Raw genomic sequence first — 14365 nt, 5'->3', positions numbered from 1 at the left:
CTTTGGCCTCATACCTGCTCTTTAAGCGTGGTTTACCACCATTTCGCCGGCTTGGAAACAAATCCCGCCGCCTGTTCCAGCGCATAAGCGCAATTCAGCAAATCACCCTCTTCCCAAGGCCGCCCAATCAATTGCAAGCCCAGCGGCAAGCCTTGGGCGTTGGTGCCCACAGGCACCGATACACCGGGCAGACCGGCCAGATTGAGCGTGATGGTGAACACATCGTTCAGATACATCTGCACCGGATCGGTCGACGCCATCTCGCCCAAACCAAACGCCGCGCTTGGCGTTGTTGGCGCAAGGATCGCATCAACGCCCGTGGCAAAGACGTCCTCGAAATCCTTCTTGATCAGGGTGCGCACCTTGCGGGCACGGTTGTAATAGGCGTCATAGAAACCCGCCGACAGCACATAGGTGCCGACCATGATCCGGCGCTGCACCTCTGGCCCGAAACCTTCGGCGCGGGTCTTTTCATACATCTCGGTGATGCCATCGCCCTGGGCCAATGTGGCACGGCGGCCAAAGCGCACCCCGTCATAACGCGCCAGGTTCGAAGACGCCTCAGCCGGAGCAATCACATAATAGGCCGGCAAGGCGTATTTCGTGTGCGGCAAAGAGATATCGACAACCTCGGCCCCGGCATCTGCCAGCATCTTGCGGCCCTCGGCCCAAAGCGCCTCGATCTCGTCCGGCATGCCGTCCATATGGTATTCACGCGGGATACCGATCTTCTTGCCCCTGACATCGCCGGTCAGCATCGCCTCGAAATCCGGCACTGCCAGATCCGCGCTGGTCGAATCCATCGGGTCATGCCCGGACATGGCCCCCAGCATGATGGCGGCGTCGCGCACATCCTTGGTCATCGGCCCGGCCTGATCCAGCGAACTGGCATAGGCCACAATGCCCCAGCGCGAACAGCGGCCATAGGTCGGCTTGATACCGGTGATCCCGGTGAAAGCCGCGGGCTGGCGGATCGACCCACCAGTGTCGGTGCCGGTCGCCGCCAGACAAAGATCCGCAGCAACCGCGCTGGCCGATCCACCGGACGAACCACCCGGCGTCAGCGCCGTGTCATCATCCGCACGCCGCCACGGGTTGACCGCATTGCCATAGGCCGAGCTTTCGTTCGAAGAGCCCATGGCGAATTCGTCCATGTTCAACTTGCCCAACATCACCGCGCCGGATTCGAACAATTGCCGGGTCACGGTGCTTTCGTATTCCGGCTTGAACCCATCAAGGATGTTGGACGCCGCCTGGCTCGCCACACCCTTGGTGCAGAACAGATCCTTGATCCCCAACGGAATGCCACACATGTCGGGCGCATCCCCGGCCTTGATCCGCGCATCCGCCGCACGGGCCTGCTCCAACGCGATCTCCGGCGTCTTGTGCACAACCGCGTTCAGCGCATCAGCACCGTCAATCGCAGCCAGACAAGCTTCGGTCAATTCCACGCTGGTCACATCGCCCTTGCGCATCGCATCCCGCGCTGCGGCGATTTTCATCCCATTCAGATCAGCCATTATTCAACCACCTTCGGAACCGCAAAAAATCCTTCACGCGCATCCGGCGCATTTTTCAGGACCTTGTCCTGTTGCCCCCCATCGGTCACCACATCGACCCGGCGCTTCAACCGCATAGGCGTGACCGACACCATCGGCTCCACCCCCTCGACATCGACTTCGTTCAGCTGTTCAATAAAGCCAAGAATATCGTTGAATTCCTGCGCCAGCGCCGGAAGATCCTCCGCATCCACACGGATACGGGCCAGTTTTGCCACTTTGGCGGCGGTGCCTTGGTCGATTGACATCGGGCCACTCCCAATCATTTGAGGTCTGGCATCGGCTTTACCGTTCTGCCCCGCCCCCTGCAACCACATGCCGGTGCGAAACCGCAATCATCCAGCCCGCAACCACCGCATTCAGCAGATACAAACGAAAATACCTGCAAATTGACCAAACAGCACATGACCGCCAGGCCAAAGCGACATGCCCCAGCCCGGCCCTTCTTCTGTTCACAAATATCCCGGGGAGCGCGAGGGGCTGGCCCCTCGCTCCGATCTGCGCAATCTGGACCAGTCCCGCAATCATGCTAGGGTCACCACAGCACAATCAGGAGACATCACATGCACCTCATCTGGCTTGGACATAGCTCGTTTCGTCTGGAAACCGGCGACGCAATCATCCTGATCGACCCCTGGCTCACCGGCAATCCAATGCTGGCGGAACATCAACATGCCGACGCCACCAAGGGGGCGACGCATATCCTCTTGACCCATTGCCATTTTGATCATGTGGCCGACGTTCTGCCCCTGGCACGAGAGTTGAAGATCCCCACAGTCGGGCAATACGATGTGATGCAATATTGGGCAGAGCACGAAAACATCGACACCATCGGCTTCAACAAGGGCGGCACCGTGGATCTGGCCGGGGTCAAGGTCACAATGGTGCCCGCCTCGCATTCATCGACCTTCGGGTCTGATGCCGGCCCAAAGGCGGCAGGCAGCGAAGTGGGCTACATGATCACGGCAGAGGGGAAAACCATCTACCTGTCCGGCGACACCACCATCATGGCCGATATGGATTGGATGGGGGATTACCACAAACCCGACATCGGCATCCTGTCGGCTGGCGGGCATTTCACCATGGACATGGCCGGGGCCGCCTATGCTGCCAAACGATACTTCAACTTCAAGACCCTGATCCCCTGCCACTACCGGACCTTTCCCCTGCTAGAGCAATCGGCCCGGTCGCTGGTCGACGCTCTGCCGGGGGTGAATGTCATCGAACCCGAGGTCCTGCGCCCGATCGAGCTGTAAATCGCGCCGATCCCCGCCAACACGGCACAGCCACCGCGCCGCATTTACTGCGGCGCCTCCTGGGCTGTGCCTTTTGGGCTGTCGGTTGTGGGGGCGGATCAGCCCGCCTTGCGCATCATCACCTGATCCACAGTATCATCGGCCACACGGGCCGGGCTCACGCCCTTTTGCGCCGCCGCCAAAAGGATGCCGGACATGCTGCGCTCCAATTGCGCCAAACGCTCGGCCACAAAGGTCTCGCGGTCGGCGATTTTCAGGATTTCCGTCGCAACATTGATGATGCCACCGCCATTGGCGACATAATCCGGCAAATAGAGAATGCCGCGCGCCTCCAGCAGATCGCCAATCGCCATATCGGCCAATTGGTTGTTGGCCGCGCCGCAGATCATCGCAGCCTTGATCGCGGGCACGGTATCCGCATTCAATGTGCCACCAATTGCACAAGGGGCAAAGATATCCGCCGCGACCGCATGGATGGTCGCGGGGTCTGCCGCTTCGGCGCCGAATTGGGCCACGGCATCGGCGACCCGCGCCGCGACCGGGTCCGCGACACTCAACCGGGCCCCGGCTTTGTGCAGATATTCACACAGAGACCAACCGACATGGCCCAGCCCCTGCACCGCGACGCGTTTGCCGCCCAGATCGGCGCTGCCGAACTGACGCTCTGCGCCGATTTTCATCGCATTGAACACACCGCGTGCGGTGATCGGTGACGGATCGCCGCTGGCGAAGTCACCCTCCGCCAGACCCGCAACAAAATCGGCCTCCTGGGCCAGCACCTTGAGGTCATCCGGTGACATGCCCATATCCTCGGCGGTCCAGTAACGGCCATCAAGCTCGGCCACCGCGCGGCCCATCGCGCGCAGTTTGGCTTCGGTTTTCTCGGTCCGTGGATCGCCCAGGATCACGGCCTTGCCCCCACCCAGCGGCAAACCAGCGGCGGCGTTTTTATAGGTCATGCCGCGCGACAGGGCGAGGACATCGGCCAATGCCGCATCAAAGCCATCATATGTCCGCATCCGCAAACCACCGGCGGCAGGCCCGGACAGGGTCGAATGAATGGCAATCACGCCCTCCAGCCCGCTGTCGCGGTCGCTGACGCGATAAACCTCTTGGTGCGTGGTGCAATCGATCCGTGTGAGCATGAAAACCTCCTTGTGTTGGCCCCAAAATATTGCGGAACCCACGCGACATCTTGCCAATCTTCATTGCCTGACAGGTGAAACTTGGTAAAAAACTCCAAAACAACAGGGGTACTTGGAGAATGGACAGCATCGACGCCAAAATTGTGCAGGCGCTGCAACGTGACGGGCGCCAGCGGCTCGCTGATTTGTCGGAAAAAGTTGGCCTGTCGGCCACGCCGCTGGCGCGTCGGATTGCGCGGTTGGAAAGTGACGGGGTCATCACCGGCTATTCCGCGCGGGTGGATCAGGAAAAGCTGGGCCTGCCGTTAAACGCCTTCATTTTTGTCGAGCTGGAACACCAGAACCGCGACGCGGTAAAAGCGTTTGAAACCGCGCTCTGCCGATTTGACGAGGTGATGGAATGCTATCTGATGACCGGCACGCGCGATATCCTGATCCGGGTGGTGGCCCGGGATCTGACGGCGTTTGACCGGTTTCTGGAGGACGGGTTGATGCAGGTCAAAGGCATCCGAAACATGCGATCCAGTTTTGCCCTGCGCACCATGATCCGGCGCAACGATTTGCCGCTGTGCCATTGATCCATCCCGCTCGATCTTACCCGATCTTGCCCGAAATTCGCGCGGTAATGCGGCCCTTGGCCCCCTAGCCGTCGATGACAAACCCGGACAGATCCGGGATCACAGCAACCTCTTCGATGGTGACGTCACGCACCGCAGCGGCCCCCGGCCCGGCCCACATCAGATCCAGCATTGTGTCCACCGCCTCTGGCGTGCCAATCAAAAACGCTGAAACAGAGCCATCGGGGTTGTTATGCACCCACCCCCGCAGCCCCAGCGACTGCGCCTGATTTTGGGTCCAGGCGCGATAGGCCACGCCCTGCACCCGGCCCATCACTCTGGCGTGTCGGGCAACTTCCTGTGTCATCTGCGCGCCCTCCCGGTCGGTTTCCAAATAAAGTCTGCCATGGATTGCGGTTTCGGGGAACCGTCGACAAGACAGCGGCGAGATCTAACCACAATTTTCATCTGGCCGGGGGCAGTGCCCCCCTCCCCCATGTCGGGGCGAAATCAGCCGGCTTTTGCCGAAAATGGCCCCAAGTCCGACCCCGGGACAGCAACAGGGCTGCAAAAACCCCGGCCAGCCCGCCTGCGTCGCACAGAGTCAATTGACGGCCCCGCGATTTCACATCATATCCCAATCCATGACAGATCTCGCTCATATCCGTAATTTCTCGATCGTCGCCCATATCGACCACGGGAAATCCACCCTTGCCGACCGGCTGATCCAATCCACCAATACGGTGGCCGAACGGGACATGAAGGCCCAGTTGCTTGATTTCGATGGACATCGAGCGCGAGCGCGGCATCACGATCAAGGCGCAAACCGTGCGCATTGATTATGTCGCCCAGAATGGCGAAGCCTATGTGTTGAACCTGATCGACACGCCCGGTCACGTGGATTTCGCCTATGAGGTGTCGCGGTCGATGCGTGCGGTCGAAGGATCGCTGTTGGTTGTGGACAGCACCCAAGGGGTCGAGGCGCAGACGCTGGCCAATGTCTATCACGCGCTGGACGCCGATCATGAGATTGTGCCGGTGCTGAACAAGATCGACCTGCCCGCCGCCGATTGCGACCGGGTGGCGGAACAGATCGAAGACGTGATTGGCATTGATGCGTCAGAGGCGGTTCAGGTGTCGGCCAAGACCGGCATCGGCATTGCCGAGACGCTTGAGGCGATTGTGCACCGTTTGCCCGCGCCCACCGGCGACCGCGAGGCCCCGCTCAAGGCGATGCTGGTCGACAGCTGGTATGATGCCTACCTCGGTGTTGTGGTTCTGGTGCGGATCATGGATGGCGTCCTGAAAAAGGGCGACAATATCAAGATGATGCAGACCGGCGCGAAATACGGCGTTGACCGCATCGGCGTCTTCCGCCCGGCAATGACCGTGATTGACGAGCTTGGCCCCGGCGAAATCGGATTTATCACCGCCTCGATCAAACAGGTGCGCGATACCAAGGTCGGCGATACCATCACCCACGAGAAGAAGGGCACCGATACGCCCCTGCCCGGCTTTGCGCCGTCGCAGCCGGTGGTTTTCTGTGGCTTGTTCCCGGTGGATTCGGCCGAATTCGAAGACCTGCGCGACGCGATTGAAAAACTGGCGCTGAACGACGCCTCTTTCAGCTACGAGATGGAAACCTCTGCCGCGCTTGGCTTTGGCTTTCGCTGCGGATTCCTCGGGCTTTTGCACCTTGAGGTGATCCGCGACCGTATCGAGCGCGAATATGATATTGATCTGATCACCACCGCGCCGTCGGTGATCTATCAGATCTTTACCAAAGACGGCGAGATGGTCGAACTGCACAACCCCGCCGACATGCCCGATCCCTCGACAATTGATCACCTGAAGGAACCGCGCATCAAGGCGACGATCCTTGTGCCCGACGAATACCTGGGTGACGTGTTGAAGCTCTGTCAGGATCGCCGCGGCATTCAGATGGATCTGACCTATGCCGGGTCACGCGCGATGGTGGTTTATGACCTGCCGTTGAACGAAGTGGTGTTCGATTTCTACGACCGATTGAAATCGGTGACCAAGGGCTATGCCTCGTTCGACTATCAGATGACCGAATACCGCGAGGACAATCTGGTCAAGATGCAGGTGCTGGTGAATGACGAGCCGGTGGATGCGCTTTCGACCATGGTGCACCGTGACCGCGCCGAAATGCGGGGCCGGGCGATGTGCGAAAAGCTCAAGGATCTGATCCCGCGTCACATGTTCAAGATCCCGATTCAGGCGGCCATCGGCGGCAAGGTCATCGCACGCGAAACCCTGTCGGCGCTGCGCAAGGACGTGACAGCGAAATGTTACGGCGGCGACGCCACGCGCAAGAAGAAGTTGCTGGAAAAACAGAAGGCCGGCAAGAAGAAGATGCGCCAGTTCGGCAAGGTCGACATCCCGCAAGAGGCCTTTATCAGCGCCCTGAAAATGGACGGTTAACCCCGGCCATTTTACAGAAAACCGGATCTTGGCGGAAACGGGACAAACCCGTCAGGAGCCGACAGCAAACCGGGCGACATGACTGAACGATATATGAGCGGGGCGACAGCGATCAGCCCCGCCAGATGCCGTCATGTAACCGCTTACACAAGTATTTTCTATCTTCCGGTCAGAGACATATCTGGTCAGGGCCATTTTCCGCCCTGACCGATCATTAAAGCCTATTCACAAGCGCCCGCCGTACAGCCAATGTCCTGGCCGCCCGGAGTTGCGGGGATGTCGACAGACACATCTGTCGGGTCTTCGGTGGTCACTGGATAATCCGGGTATTCGGGGTCCACCGGCTCTAGCACGGGTTCATCGACCTCTTCCTCAGGCTCATAGGATTTTGACGGCTCTTCGCCCGCGTCATCATTGCCCTGCGGCCCGACCAGACGCGCCAGCATCCGGGCCTCGCGGCGTTCGATAAAGGCCTCGATCTGAACCAGCGTCGGGGTCGGTTTGGTGGTCTGGATATAGTCGGCCGCCGCGCGCAGCTGCGCCCGCATGAGCGACACCGGAACCCCGCTCAGATCGCGTTCATAGGCGTCAAAACTGGTGCCAAATGGCGATTGGGCAAAGGCAAATTCGGCGTCGGGCACAGACCCGCTGTGCGGTTGCAAATTGTCCCGCAGCGCGCGTTCCATGCGCGGGTCAACCAATGCGCCACCCTCTTGCGCAAATCCCAGCGTCGCGGCGTGTTTCACAACGCCCCCCGCGCTCAGATCGCGCCCCGTGTCGCCCCAACGTGGCCCGCCGAGGTACACGGCGGCGTACATCACCTTGGCCCGGATTTCCGCCGTGCCGCCGACCCGCAATCCGTCATAGAACATGCGGTGAGTCTCGCGCCAATCGCGGCTGTGATAGGTCGGCAGCGCATCGTTGCCAATGCCGCAATAGGCATCATGCATCGCCGCCGCCTGGGCAAATTGCCGACTGCGCGGATCGCCGATCATATTGACAAAAATCGGCGGGATCGACGCGCCATCCGTCAGCGTCCCCGGCTCAGCCCGCCAATTCGACGCGCCGCCATCGACAAAACCCAAGGGGCGCGCCAGTGGAAAGAATTCAACCTCGCGCGTCGGCAAACGGACCGAGGTGTCGGCCAGAAGAAACGGACCATCAAAGAAACGGCATTCCGGCGTGCCCGGCCCGCCACATTCCGGCCCGTCCATGGTCTGGTTCGCGGTCTGATGCGGGGTGGTCCCGGTGCGGGTTTGTGGCGTATCACAGCCCGACAAGATCAGCAGCGCACACGCCGCACCAGAAATGTATTTCAACACTTTAACAGTCCTCTGCAACAAAACGCCGACGCGGAAACAGCCAATTCTCCAATTTCGCGATCTTGCCATTGCCCCGCAACATTGCAACCCTGCTGACCGGATGCCCGCAAGGCTGAACCCTTCCGGTCACAGATCGCGCAACAGCCCGGTGGAACAGCTTTCGATCAGATCAAGCACAGCTTCGAAATCACCGGTGAAATAGGGATCTGGCACGTCCCTGACGGCCCCATCGTGAAATTCCGTGAACAATCGCACCGTCGCCGCCCCCGCTTTTGCTTCTGCCCGCAGCGCGCGAATATTGGCCAGATTGTCACGGTCCATGGCAAGGATCAGATCAAACTGATGAAAATCCTCAACGGTGAGCTGACGCGCCCGCAGCCCGCTCAGGTCATATCCCCGCGCGGCCGCCGCCCGGATCATCGGTGGATAGGGCGCCTCGCCCAGATGCCAGGCCCCGGTGCCCGCGCTGTCCAGAACCAGATCGCGATTGCCGCTTTTGGCCCGCACCACGGCCTCGGCGGCGGGCGACCGGCAAATATTTCCAAGACAGACAAACAGGATACGGCTGGTCATGACAGGGCCCCTTTGGCAATCTGACCAAGGTCTAGTTTCCAGAGGTCACATGCGCAATATCAGACAAAAGATTGTCATTCTCACCGGTGCCGGCATCTCGGCGGAAAGCGGGCTGGGCACCTTTCGCGACGCACAGGGGCTTTGGGCGCAACACGCAATAGAGGACGTCGCGACGCCAGAAGGGTTTGCGCGCGACCCCGGCCTTGTGCACAGCTTTTACAATGCCCGCCGCGCCCAGGCCGCCAAAGCATCGCCCAATGCGGCGCATCATGCATTGGCGCGATTAGAGGCGGAGTTTCCCGGTGAGGTGGTGCTGGTCACGCAAAACGTCGATGATCTGCATCACCGGGCGGGATCGCAGAATATCCTGCAAATGCATGGCAAATTGGCCGGGGCGCTATGCGGCGCTTGTGGGCTCCGCTGGCCTAGCCCGATCGTGATGACGCCCGACACCCCCTGCCCAGATTGCGGCCAACCGACGGCGCGCCCGGATGTAGTGTGGTTTGGCGAATTCCCGCATCATATGGCCGAAATCGGCGATCATCTGGCAGGGTGCGATCTCTTTGCCGCCATTGGCACATCCGGTCAGGTCTATCCGGCGGCATCCTTTGTCGAAGAGGCCCGCAATGTCGGCGCGGAAACCGTGGAACTCAGCCTTGAACCAACCGCCGTGTCGCATCTGTTCAATCACTGCCATTCCGGTCCCGCAACCGAGACCGTCCCGCGCTGGGTGGCCTCGGTTCTGGGATATGGTGATCTGGCTTAATGGCCGGCGTGCGCGTCCTTGGCCGGTTGACGCTCCAGATCCACCGGAATGTCCACCACCACATCGCCAGCCTGTTCAAAGGTCAGCGTGACCGACACTACAGCGCCCTGTTCAAACGGGGCGGTCAGCCCCATGAACATCACATGGTCGCCGCCTCGCGCCAGCCCATGCATGCCCCCGGCCGGAATGGCAAAGCCGTCTTCGACTTCCATCATTTTGAACACGCCATCCCCGATTTCCTTGTGGGTGTGCAGTTCCACCCGTGCTGCCGCATCAGAGCTGACAGACACAAGCCGGTCATCAACCGTGCCGTGATTGTGGATCATCATAAAGGCCGCGCCGCGCGGGTGTTTGACGCCCGGGCATAGGCGTCGTCGATCACGATGCCATCGGCCAGCGCCGCTGTGGTCAGGGTGACGGTACAGATTGCAGAAGCGGCCAGCGCCGCGAATTTACGGGTCAGGGTCATATCAACTCCAGTCATCAGGTTTGTTTTTCAGACGGATCGAAGGGTCAAACCCGCGCCGGGGGGCCCCGCGCCTGCGGCTGGGGGGCTGAATGGCCCGCCTTGTCGACAGCCCCCGATACAACCAGATTGATACGCACCCAATATCGCCGGGGCAGCGGCGCTGTGATGGCCGCACCGACCTGAAACACCGACAACGTGAACTCTGGACAGATATGCGCAGGCCCGGTCGGATTGCCGTTTTCGTCCACCGCCATCATCACCGGGCCATTGCCGGTGCAGAGAATTATTTCATCTACCGGCTGTGACATGCCCCGCGCCACTGCCATCGACTGGGCAGTGAACCCCAGGATCAGGGCAAGAAACAGGCCGGTAAAAGGGCGTAAAAACCGTTGCATAGGTGGCATTTACGCGATTCAGATTTCGGGGCCAAGGGGCCGTGTCAATGGGTCACGCGGCTTCACACCTTGGCGAGCGGGGTTTTGCCGAAACCGGATCGGGGGCATCTTGGGTGCAGATGATTTGGGGAGTACCGAAATGAGCATGAACAGACGCGCGGTATTGGCGTCCCTTGTGGCGCTGCCACTGGTGCCACGCCTTGCCCTCGCAGGGGAACCGATGGTGTTTCAGACCAACGGCGTTGCCATCAATGGCGCGGATCCCGTGGCCTATTTCAAGGCCGCCAAGGCCGACACCACCGGCAATAGCCATCGCGTCGTGTGGCATGGGGCGGAATGGCATTTTGACAGCAAGGCGACAATGACTGCCTTTGAGGGCGATCCAGAACGGTTTGCGCCAAAATTTGGTGGCTATTGTGCCTATGCGGCGTCGCTGGGTTACCTCGCGCCAACAATCCCAGAGGCCTGGACCGTTTACGAAGGGCGGTTGTACCTCAACGCGTCATTGCGCGCCCAGGAGCTTTGGCGTCAGGATATTCCCGGCAATATTGCCAAAGCCAATGCCAATTGGCCGAAAATTCTGGGCTGATCGCGGCCCAGGATCAGGGCCCTAGCCCGGGCTGACCATGTCAAGATCTTCGCCCATGGCAACAATACAAGAGTTGCCGGTAGCATAGGTCAGCACCAGGGTCCAATCACCGGTTTGCGGTGCCTCCCAGAGTTCCATGATCTGGTCAGGCCCGCGCATTCCGGTGCCGCGCCGCTGTGACATCAACCGCTGTTCCAACCGGCTGTGCATCTGTTTTGTGGGTTCGCAAATGACCTCGGCAATCGGGGACGACGCCACAAGCGGCAGGGGCGCAAACATGGGCGCGATCGCCAATGCCAGGCCCCATGCACAGGTCTGAGATTTCGGGCGCACAGCTGTCCTCCCTCTGTTTGATCAATGGGGCCGCGTTGCCCTCAATGTAACAGATTTACGACATCAGGCCAGAAAAATGTATAGACAAGTGATGCACAATGTATCCCAAGCCGCCACGGGGCGAACCAAAACGGAGGGCGACATTAACCTTAAAGCCCAGATCTGCGATCAAAGGCCCGGCTGTCGTTCAGGGAAATCAGGATAACAAACGGCCACAGGTCGGCGTTGCGCAATGCGCTGCCGCAGGAAAAGCACGTTTACCTTGTTTAAAAGGCGCCAAGATGCAGGATATCCCGCGCCACGATCCGGGCCGATACCGGGATAACCACCATGCAAGCCAATGAAACGGCAACATAAATCCAGAATGCCAGGGCAAAGGACATCCCCAGCCCCAAGGATACAAAAGCCGCCCCGACCCCGGCCAAAGCCCCGAATATTACAAATGCCAACATCATAATTCACCGTATCACGCTGAACACTACACTCTACTTATTGGCGAAGAATGCAAATGCAATTTTAAGCTGTGTGGATTGTCGCCGATCCCATACGGCGGAATGCGCGTAACCTTGCCGGCGGGAAATTGCCCCCGAACGCAGGCTTTGCGCTACGCACGCGCCAGCCGCCGGTGCACGCCCGAACTGGCCCGCCGATGCCCAAAATCCTGCCTTTTATGGCGGAAAACCGAACAAAAACCGGCTCGGCATTAACGGGTGCGCATTTCGGGGCATCTAATCTGGCCGCAATTCCAAATGCCTTCGCGGTGCAAAACTGCTCTGGCGTCTCCAACCAGAGCCGCAGAAAGTCGCGCCAACTTAAACCTATTTTTACGGAAATTTGCTGGCGGCAGGGCGGCGGCATTTGTCCTGTGTCAGGACATTGCCCCGCCCGGCCATCACATCGCGCAGCGTGTCAGCCCAACACGCCCTGAAACTCGCGCCATTCGCCTTTGGACATGCCGGATGTTTCCTGCGTGACCTCTTCGCCCTTGATCATCCGGCGCACACAGTCGAGCGCAGAGGACGACAGGGTTGCACCGCCCATGCGGTAATCTTCGAAGGCTTTGAACGCAAATGGCACCCAATCGGCCACCACTTTGCACATCGCATCGGCATAGACCCGGATTTCATATTGCGCATGGGCGTCGGCCCGCAGCCGCAGGAAATGCAGCAGGTTGTGCAGATCCACCTTCCAATACCATTGGGTATAGATATTCGCCGGCAGGTTCATCCGCGCCAATTCCCGCGCCAGTCCCTGTTGGCCTTCGTTGGAAATCATTTCCTCGTAATGGTCATAGGCCCGCATCGCATCATCCCGCAGATAGCGCAGCACGCGGTCGGCCTCTTCCCCGGTCAGCGCCTCGCCCCGGCCCTGATTGTTGACGACGGATTGCGCATTCAGCGCATCACGTTCGGGGATATAGAATTCCCGGTCCAGGATCGAATAACGGGCAGAGTATTCGTTGACGTTGGCGGTCCGGTGACGAATCCACTGGCGGGCGACAAACACCGGCAGTTTCACATGCAGTTTGATTTCGCACATCTCAAACGGTGTCGAATGCCAGTGCCGCATGAGATAGCGGATCAGACCCTCGTCATTGGTCACCGATTTGGTGCCCTTGCCATAGCTGACGCGCGCCGCCTGGCAGATCGCGGCATCGTCGCCCATATAATCAATGACGCGGACAAAACCGTGATCCAGCACCGGAATGGCCTTGTAGAGATGCGCCTCGATCCCCGGCGCAGTGGCGCGCAGGGTGCTATGGGTTTCAGCCCGAAGAGCGTTGATTTCGGCGGCCTGTTCGGGCGTGACGGACATGGGCGAATCCTTTCTACAAGATGAATCAGACCCTCACTATATCTGGTACGGCGGGCAAACTTAAAGCGTATATAAGGTATGCCTTTTGCGCCGCACTACATGAGGTTTCTCTGTCATGCCGCTTTTATCATTGACTTTTTCCAGTTCAAATCAGAGCTTGTGGACAAAATAATCGGGCAAGAACCGGGGCAGTTTCATGAAACGTTATTTTCTTCCGCTCATCGCAGCGGCATCCCTTGCGGCGTGCACAGGCACCACCGGCAAGGACAATCCCTATCAGGATGATCCAGAAGAGGGCGAGGCCGCAACACCGGCGACACGTGACAGCGAACTGGTGTCCGTAGTCGACGCCAGTTCCAACAACGTCACATCTGCAACCGCACCGGGCGGCGACACGATTTCGGTCCAAGTCTATGCGCTGGACGGGACGCCTCTTGCCAATGAATTCACCCGGAACGAGGATCTGGACGTGCCCGGGTTCATGGCCTATTCGGCACAGGAAGACGCGCTTGACCGGATGTTTGTCGCAATGTCAGCACAAAGTGCCGACCAATCGGCTTTTGCCACCGCGGTCAGCGACGGGGGCCAGTTCGGCCAATTTTCCACCGGCACATTTTATCAAGGCAACGGTGTCTTTTCCGCCCCTGCGATCGGGCCCGGTCCCGGCGAAGGTCAGGTGTCTTATGCCGGGGCTTATGGCGGCCTGTCCGGGCCTGGATTGTCCTCGACCGACGGCGCGGGCTTGATTGCACCGGATAACGGCACCGATCCGGCCCTGCTCCCCGGAGAGCCCTATCGCGTGTCCGGCACGGTGTTCATCAACGCCAACTTCTCTGACAACGCTGTGGGTGGGACGATTTATGATCGTGAACTGATCAATCCGGCCAATGGCAAAACCATCGACATGGAAGACATCGACCTGCACGTCAGCACCATCGGGGCGAATGGGGCCTTTGGCGGCGAAGCCGTTGAAGACACCAACACAGTTGGCAGCTATGAGGGCATTTTTGTCGGTGACGGCGCCCCCTATGTCGCTGGTGCTGTCACGCTTTATGATGGCCAGGAGGTGGGTGTTTTTGTCCTGACCCAATGTGGCATGGATGGCGATTCCGGGGTCTGTGACCAGGTTGCACCAAACTGA

The 14365-nt window shown here is 59.7% G+C and carries 15 protein-coding genes and 2 pseudogenes; 6 read left to right on the top strand and 11 right to left on the bottom strand.

Annotated elements, in window-relative coordinates:
- Nucleotides 1-32: 32 nt before the first annotated feature.
- Nucleotides 33-1520 carry an Asp-tRNA(Asn)/Glu-tRNA(Gln) amidotransferase subunit GatA gene (gatA, locus tag AC0L4F_RS05515; protein WP_244686148.1) on the bottom strand — a complete coding sequence of 496 codons (1488 nt, stop codon included), beginning with the start codon at nt 1518-1520 and terminating at the stop codon, nt 33-35.
- Nucleotides 1520-1807 (bottom strand): Asp-tRNA(Asn)/Glu-tRNA(Gln) amidotransferase subunit GatC, encoded by a 288-nt coding sequence (gene gatC / locus AC0L4F_RS05510; RefSeq protein WP_244686146.1) that lies wholly within the window; start codon nt 1805-1807, stop codon nt 1520-1522. Before gatC ends, gatA begins: the two co-directional genes overlap by 1 nt.
- 315 nt (nt 1808-2122) lie before the next feature.
- On the opposite strand from gatC, the gene AC0L4F_RS05505 reads away from it, so the two are divergent.
- On the top strand, nt 2123-2815 hold the full coding sequence (locus AC0L4F_RS05505) for a metal-dependent hydrolase (RefSeq protein ID WP_244686144.1): 693 nt from the start codon (nt 2123-2125) through the stop codon (nt 2813-2815).
- A gap of 98 nt (nt 2816-2913) precedes the next feature.
- Here the strand turns inward: AC0L4F_RS05505 and AC0L4F_RS05500 are convergent, their stop codons facing one another.
- Nucleotides 2914-3960, bottom strand: a complete 1047-nt coding sequence (locus AC0L4F_RS05500; RefSeq protein ID WP_244686142.1) for a Leu/Phe/Val dehydrogenase — start codon at nt 3958-3960, stop codon at nt 2914-2916.
- Nucleotides 3961-4079: 119 nt separating this feature from the next.
- Between AC0L4F_RS05500 and AC0L4F_RS05495 the strand changes: the two genes are divergently transcribed.
- Nucleotides 4080-4538, top strand: a complete 459-nt coding sequence (locus tag AC0L4F_RS05495) for an Lrp/AsnC family transcriptional regulator (protein WP_244686140.1) — start codon at nt 4080-4082, stop codon at nt 4536-4538.
- 64 nt (nt 4539-4602) lie between these two features.
- On the opposite strand, the gene AC0L4F_RS05490 is transcribed toward AC0L4F_RS05495, so the two are convergent.
- A complete protein-coding gene (locus AC0L4F_RS05490; RefSeq protein WP_244686138.1) occupies nt 4603-4884 on the bottom strand; it encodes an acylphosphatase in 282 nt (93 codons plus the stop codon).
- Between the two features lie 277 nt (nt 4885-5161).
- Between AC0L4F_RS05490 and lepA the strand changes: the two are divergent.
- Nucleotides 5162-6962 (top strand): annotated as a pseudogene (lepA, locus tag AC0L4F_RS05485) (translation elongation factor 4).
- Nucleotides 6963-7183: 221 nt separating this feature from the next.
- Here the strand turns inward: lepA and AC0L4F_RS05480 are convergent.
- Together AC0L4F_RS05480 and AC0L4F_RS05475 are read right to left on the bottom strand one after the other, a co-directional pair.
- Nucleotides 7184-8284, bottom strand: coding sequence for a DUF1353 domain-containing protein (locus AC0L4F_RS05480; protein WP_244686136.1), 1101 nt, complete (start codon nt 8282-8284; stop codon nt 7184-7186).
- A 126-nt stretch (nt 8285-8410) separates the two neighbouring features.
- The gene (locus AC0L4F_RS05475; protein ID WP_244686134.1) at nt 8411-8857 is read right to left on the bottom strand and encodes a low molecular weight protein-tyrosine-phosphatase; all 447 of its coding nucleotides are present in this window, start codon (nt 8855-8857) and stop codon (nt 8411-8413) included.
- 49 nt (nt 8858-8906) lie between these two features.
- Here AC0L4F_RS05475 and AC0L4F_RS05470 point away from each other — a divergent pair, with 49 nt between their 5' ends.
- Entirely contained in the window at nt 8907-9623 is a 717-nt protein-coding gene (locus tag AC0L4F_RS05470) for an NAD-dependent deacylase (RefSeq protein WP_244686132.1), read from the top strand.
- Here the strand turns inward: AC0L4F_RS05470 and AC0L4F_RS05465 are convergent.
- A pseudogene (locus tag AC0L4F_RS05465) lies at nt 9620-10092 on the bottom strand (copper chaperone PCu(A)C). The gene AC0L4F_RS05470 and the pseudogene AC0L4F_RS05465 overlap by 4 nt on opposite strands.
- A 44-nt stretch (nt 10093-10136) precedes the next feature.
- The gene (locus AC0L4F_RS05460; protein WP_244686130.1) at nt 10137-10400 is read right to left on the bottom strand and encodes a hypothetical protein; all 264 of its coding nucleotides are present in this window, start codon (nt 10398-10400) and stop codon (nt 10137-10139) included.
- Between the two features lie 226 nt (nt 10401-10626).
- On the opposite strand from AC0L4F_RS05460, the gene AC0L4F_RS05455 reads away from it, so the two are divergent.
- Complete coding sequence (locus AC0L4F_RS05455; protein ID WP_244686128.1) at nt 10627-11076, top strand: YHS domain-containing (seleno)protein; 450 nt, start codon at nt 10627-10629, stop codon at nt 11074-11076.
- A 21-nt stretch (nt 11077-11097) separates the two neighbouring features.
- Here AC0L4F_RS05455 and AC0L4F_RS05450 read toward each other — a convergent pair whose 3' ends face one another.
- From AC0L4F_RS05450 to thyX, 3 genes are all read right to left on the bottom strand, one after another.
- Complete coding sequence (locus AC0L4F_RS05450; protein WP_244686125.1) at nt 11098-11355, bottom strand: hypothetical protein; 258 nt, start codon at nt 11353-11355, stop codon at nt 11098-11100.
- 320 nt (nt 11356-11675) lie between these two features.
- Nucleotides 11676-11861 (bottom strand): hypothetical protein, encoded by a 186-nt coding sequence (locus tag AC0L4F_RS05445; protein ID WP_244686123.1) that lies wholly within the window; start codon nt 11859-11861, stop codon nt 11676-11678.
- 457 nt (nt 11862-12318) lie between these two features.
- Nucleotides 12319-13224 carry an FAD-dependent thymidylate synthase gene (gene thyX / locus AC0L4F_RS05440; protein WP_244686121.1) on the bottom strand — a complete coding sequence of 302 codons (906 nt, stop codon included), beginning with the start codon at nt 13222-13224 and terminating at the stop codon, nt 12319-12321.
- Between the two features lie 196 nt (nt 13225-13420).
- On the opposite strand from thyX, the gene AC0L4F_RS05435 reads away from it, so the two are divergent.
- On the top strand, nt 13421-14365 hold the full coding sequence (locus AC0L4F_RS05435) for a hypothetical protein (protein ID WP_244686117.1): 945 nt from the start codon (nt 13421-13423) through the stop codon (nt 14363-14365).

The sequence above is a fragment of the Marinovum sp. J2-8 genome (assembly GCF_055808435.1).
The sequence above is the reverse complement of the archived record's forward strand: the minus strand, read 5'-3'. Positions and strand labels throughout refer to the sequence as shown.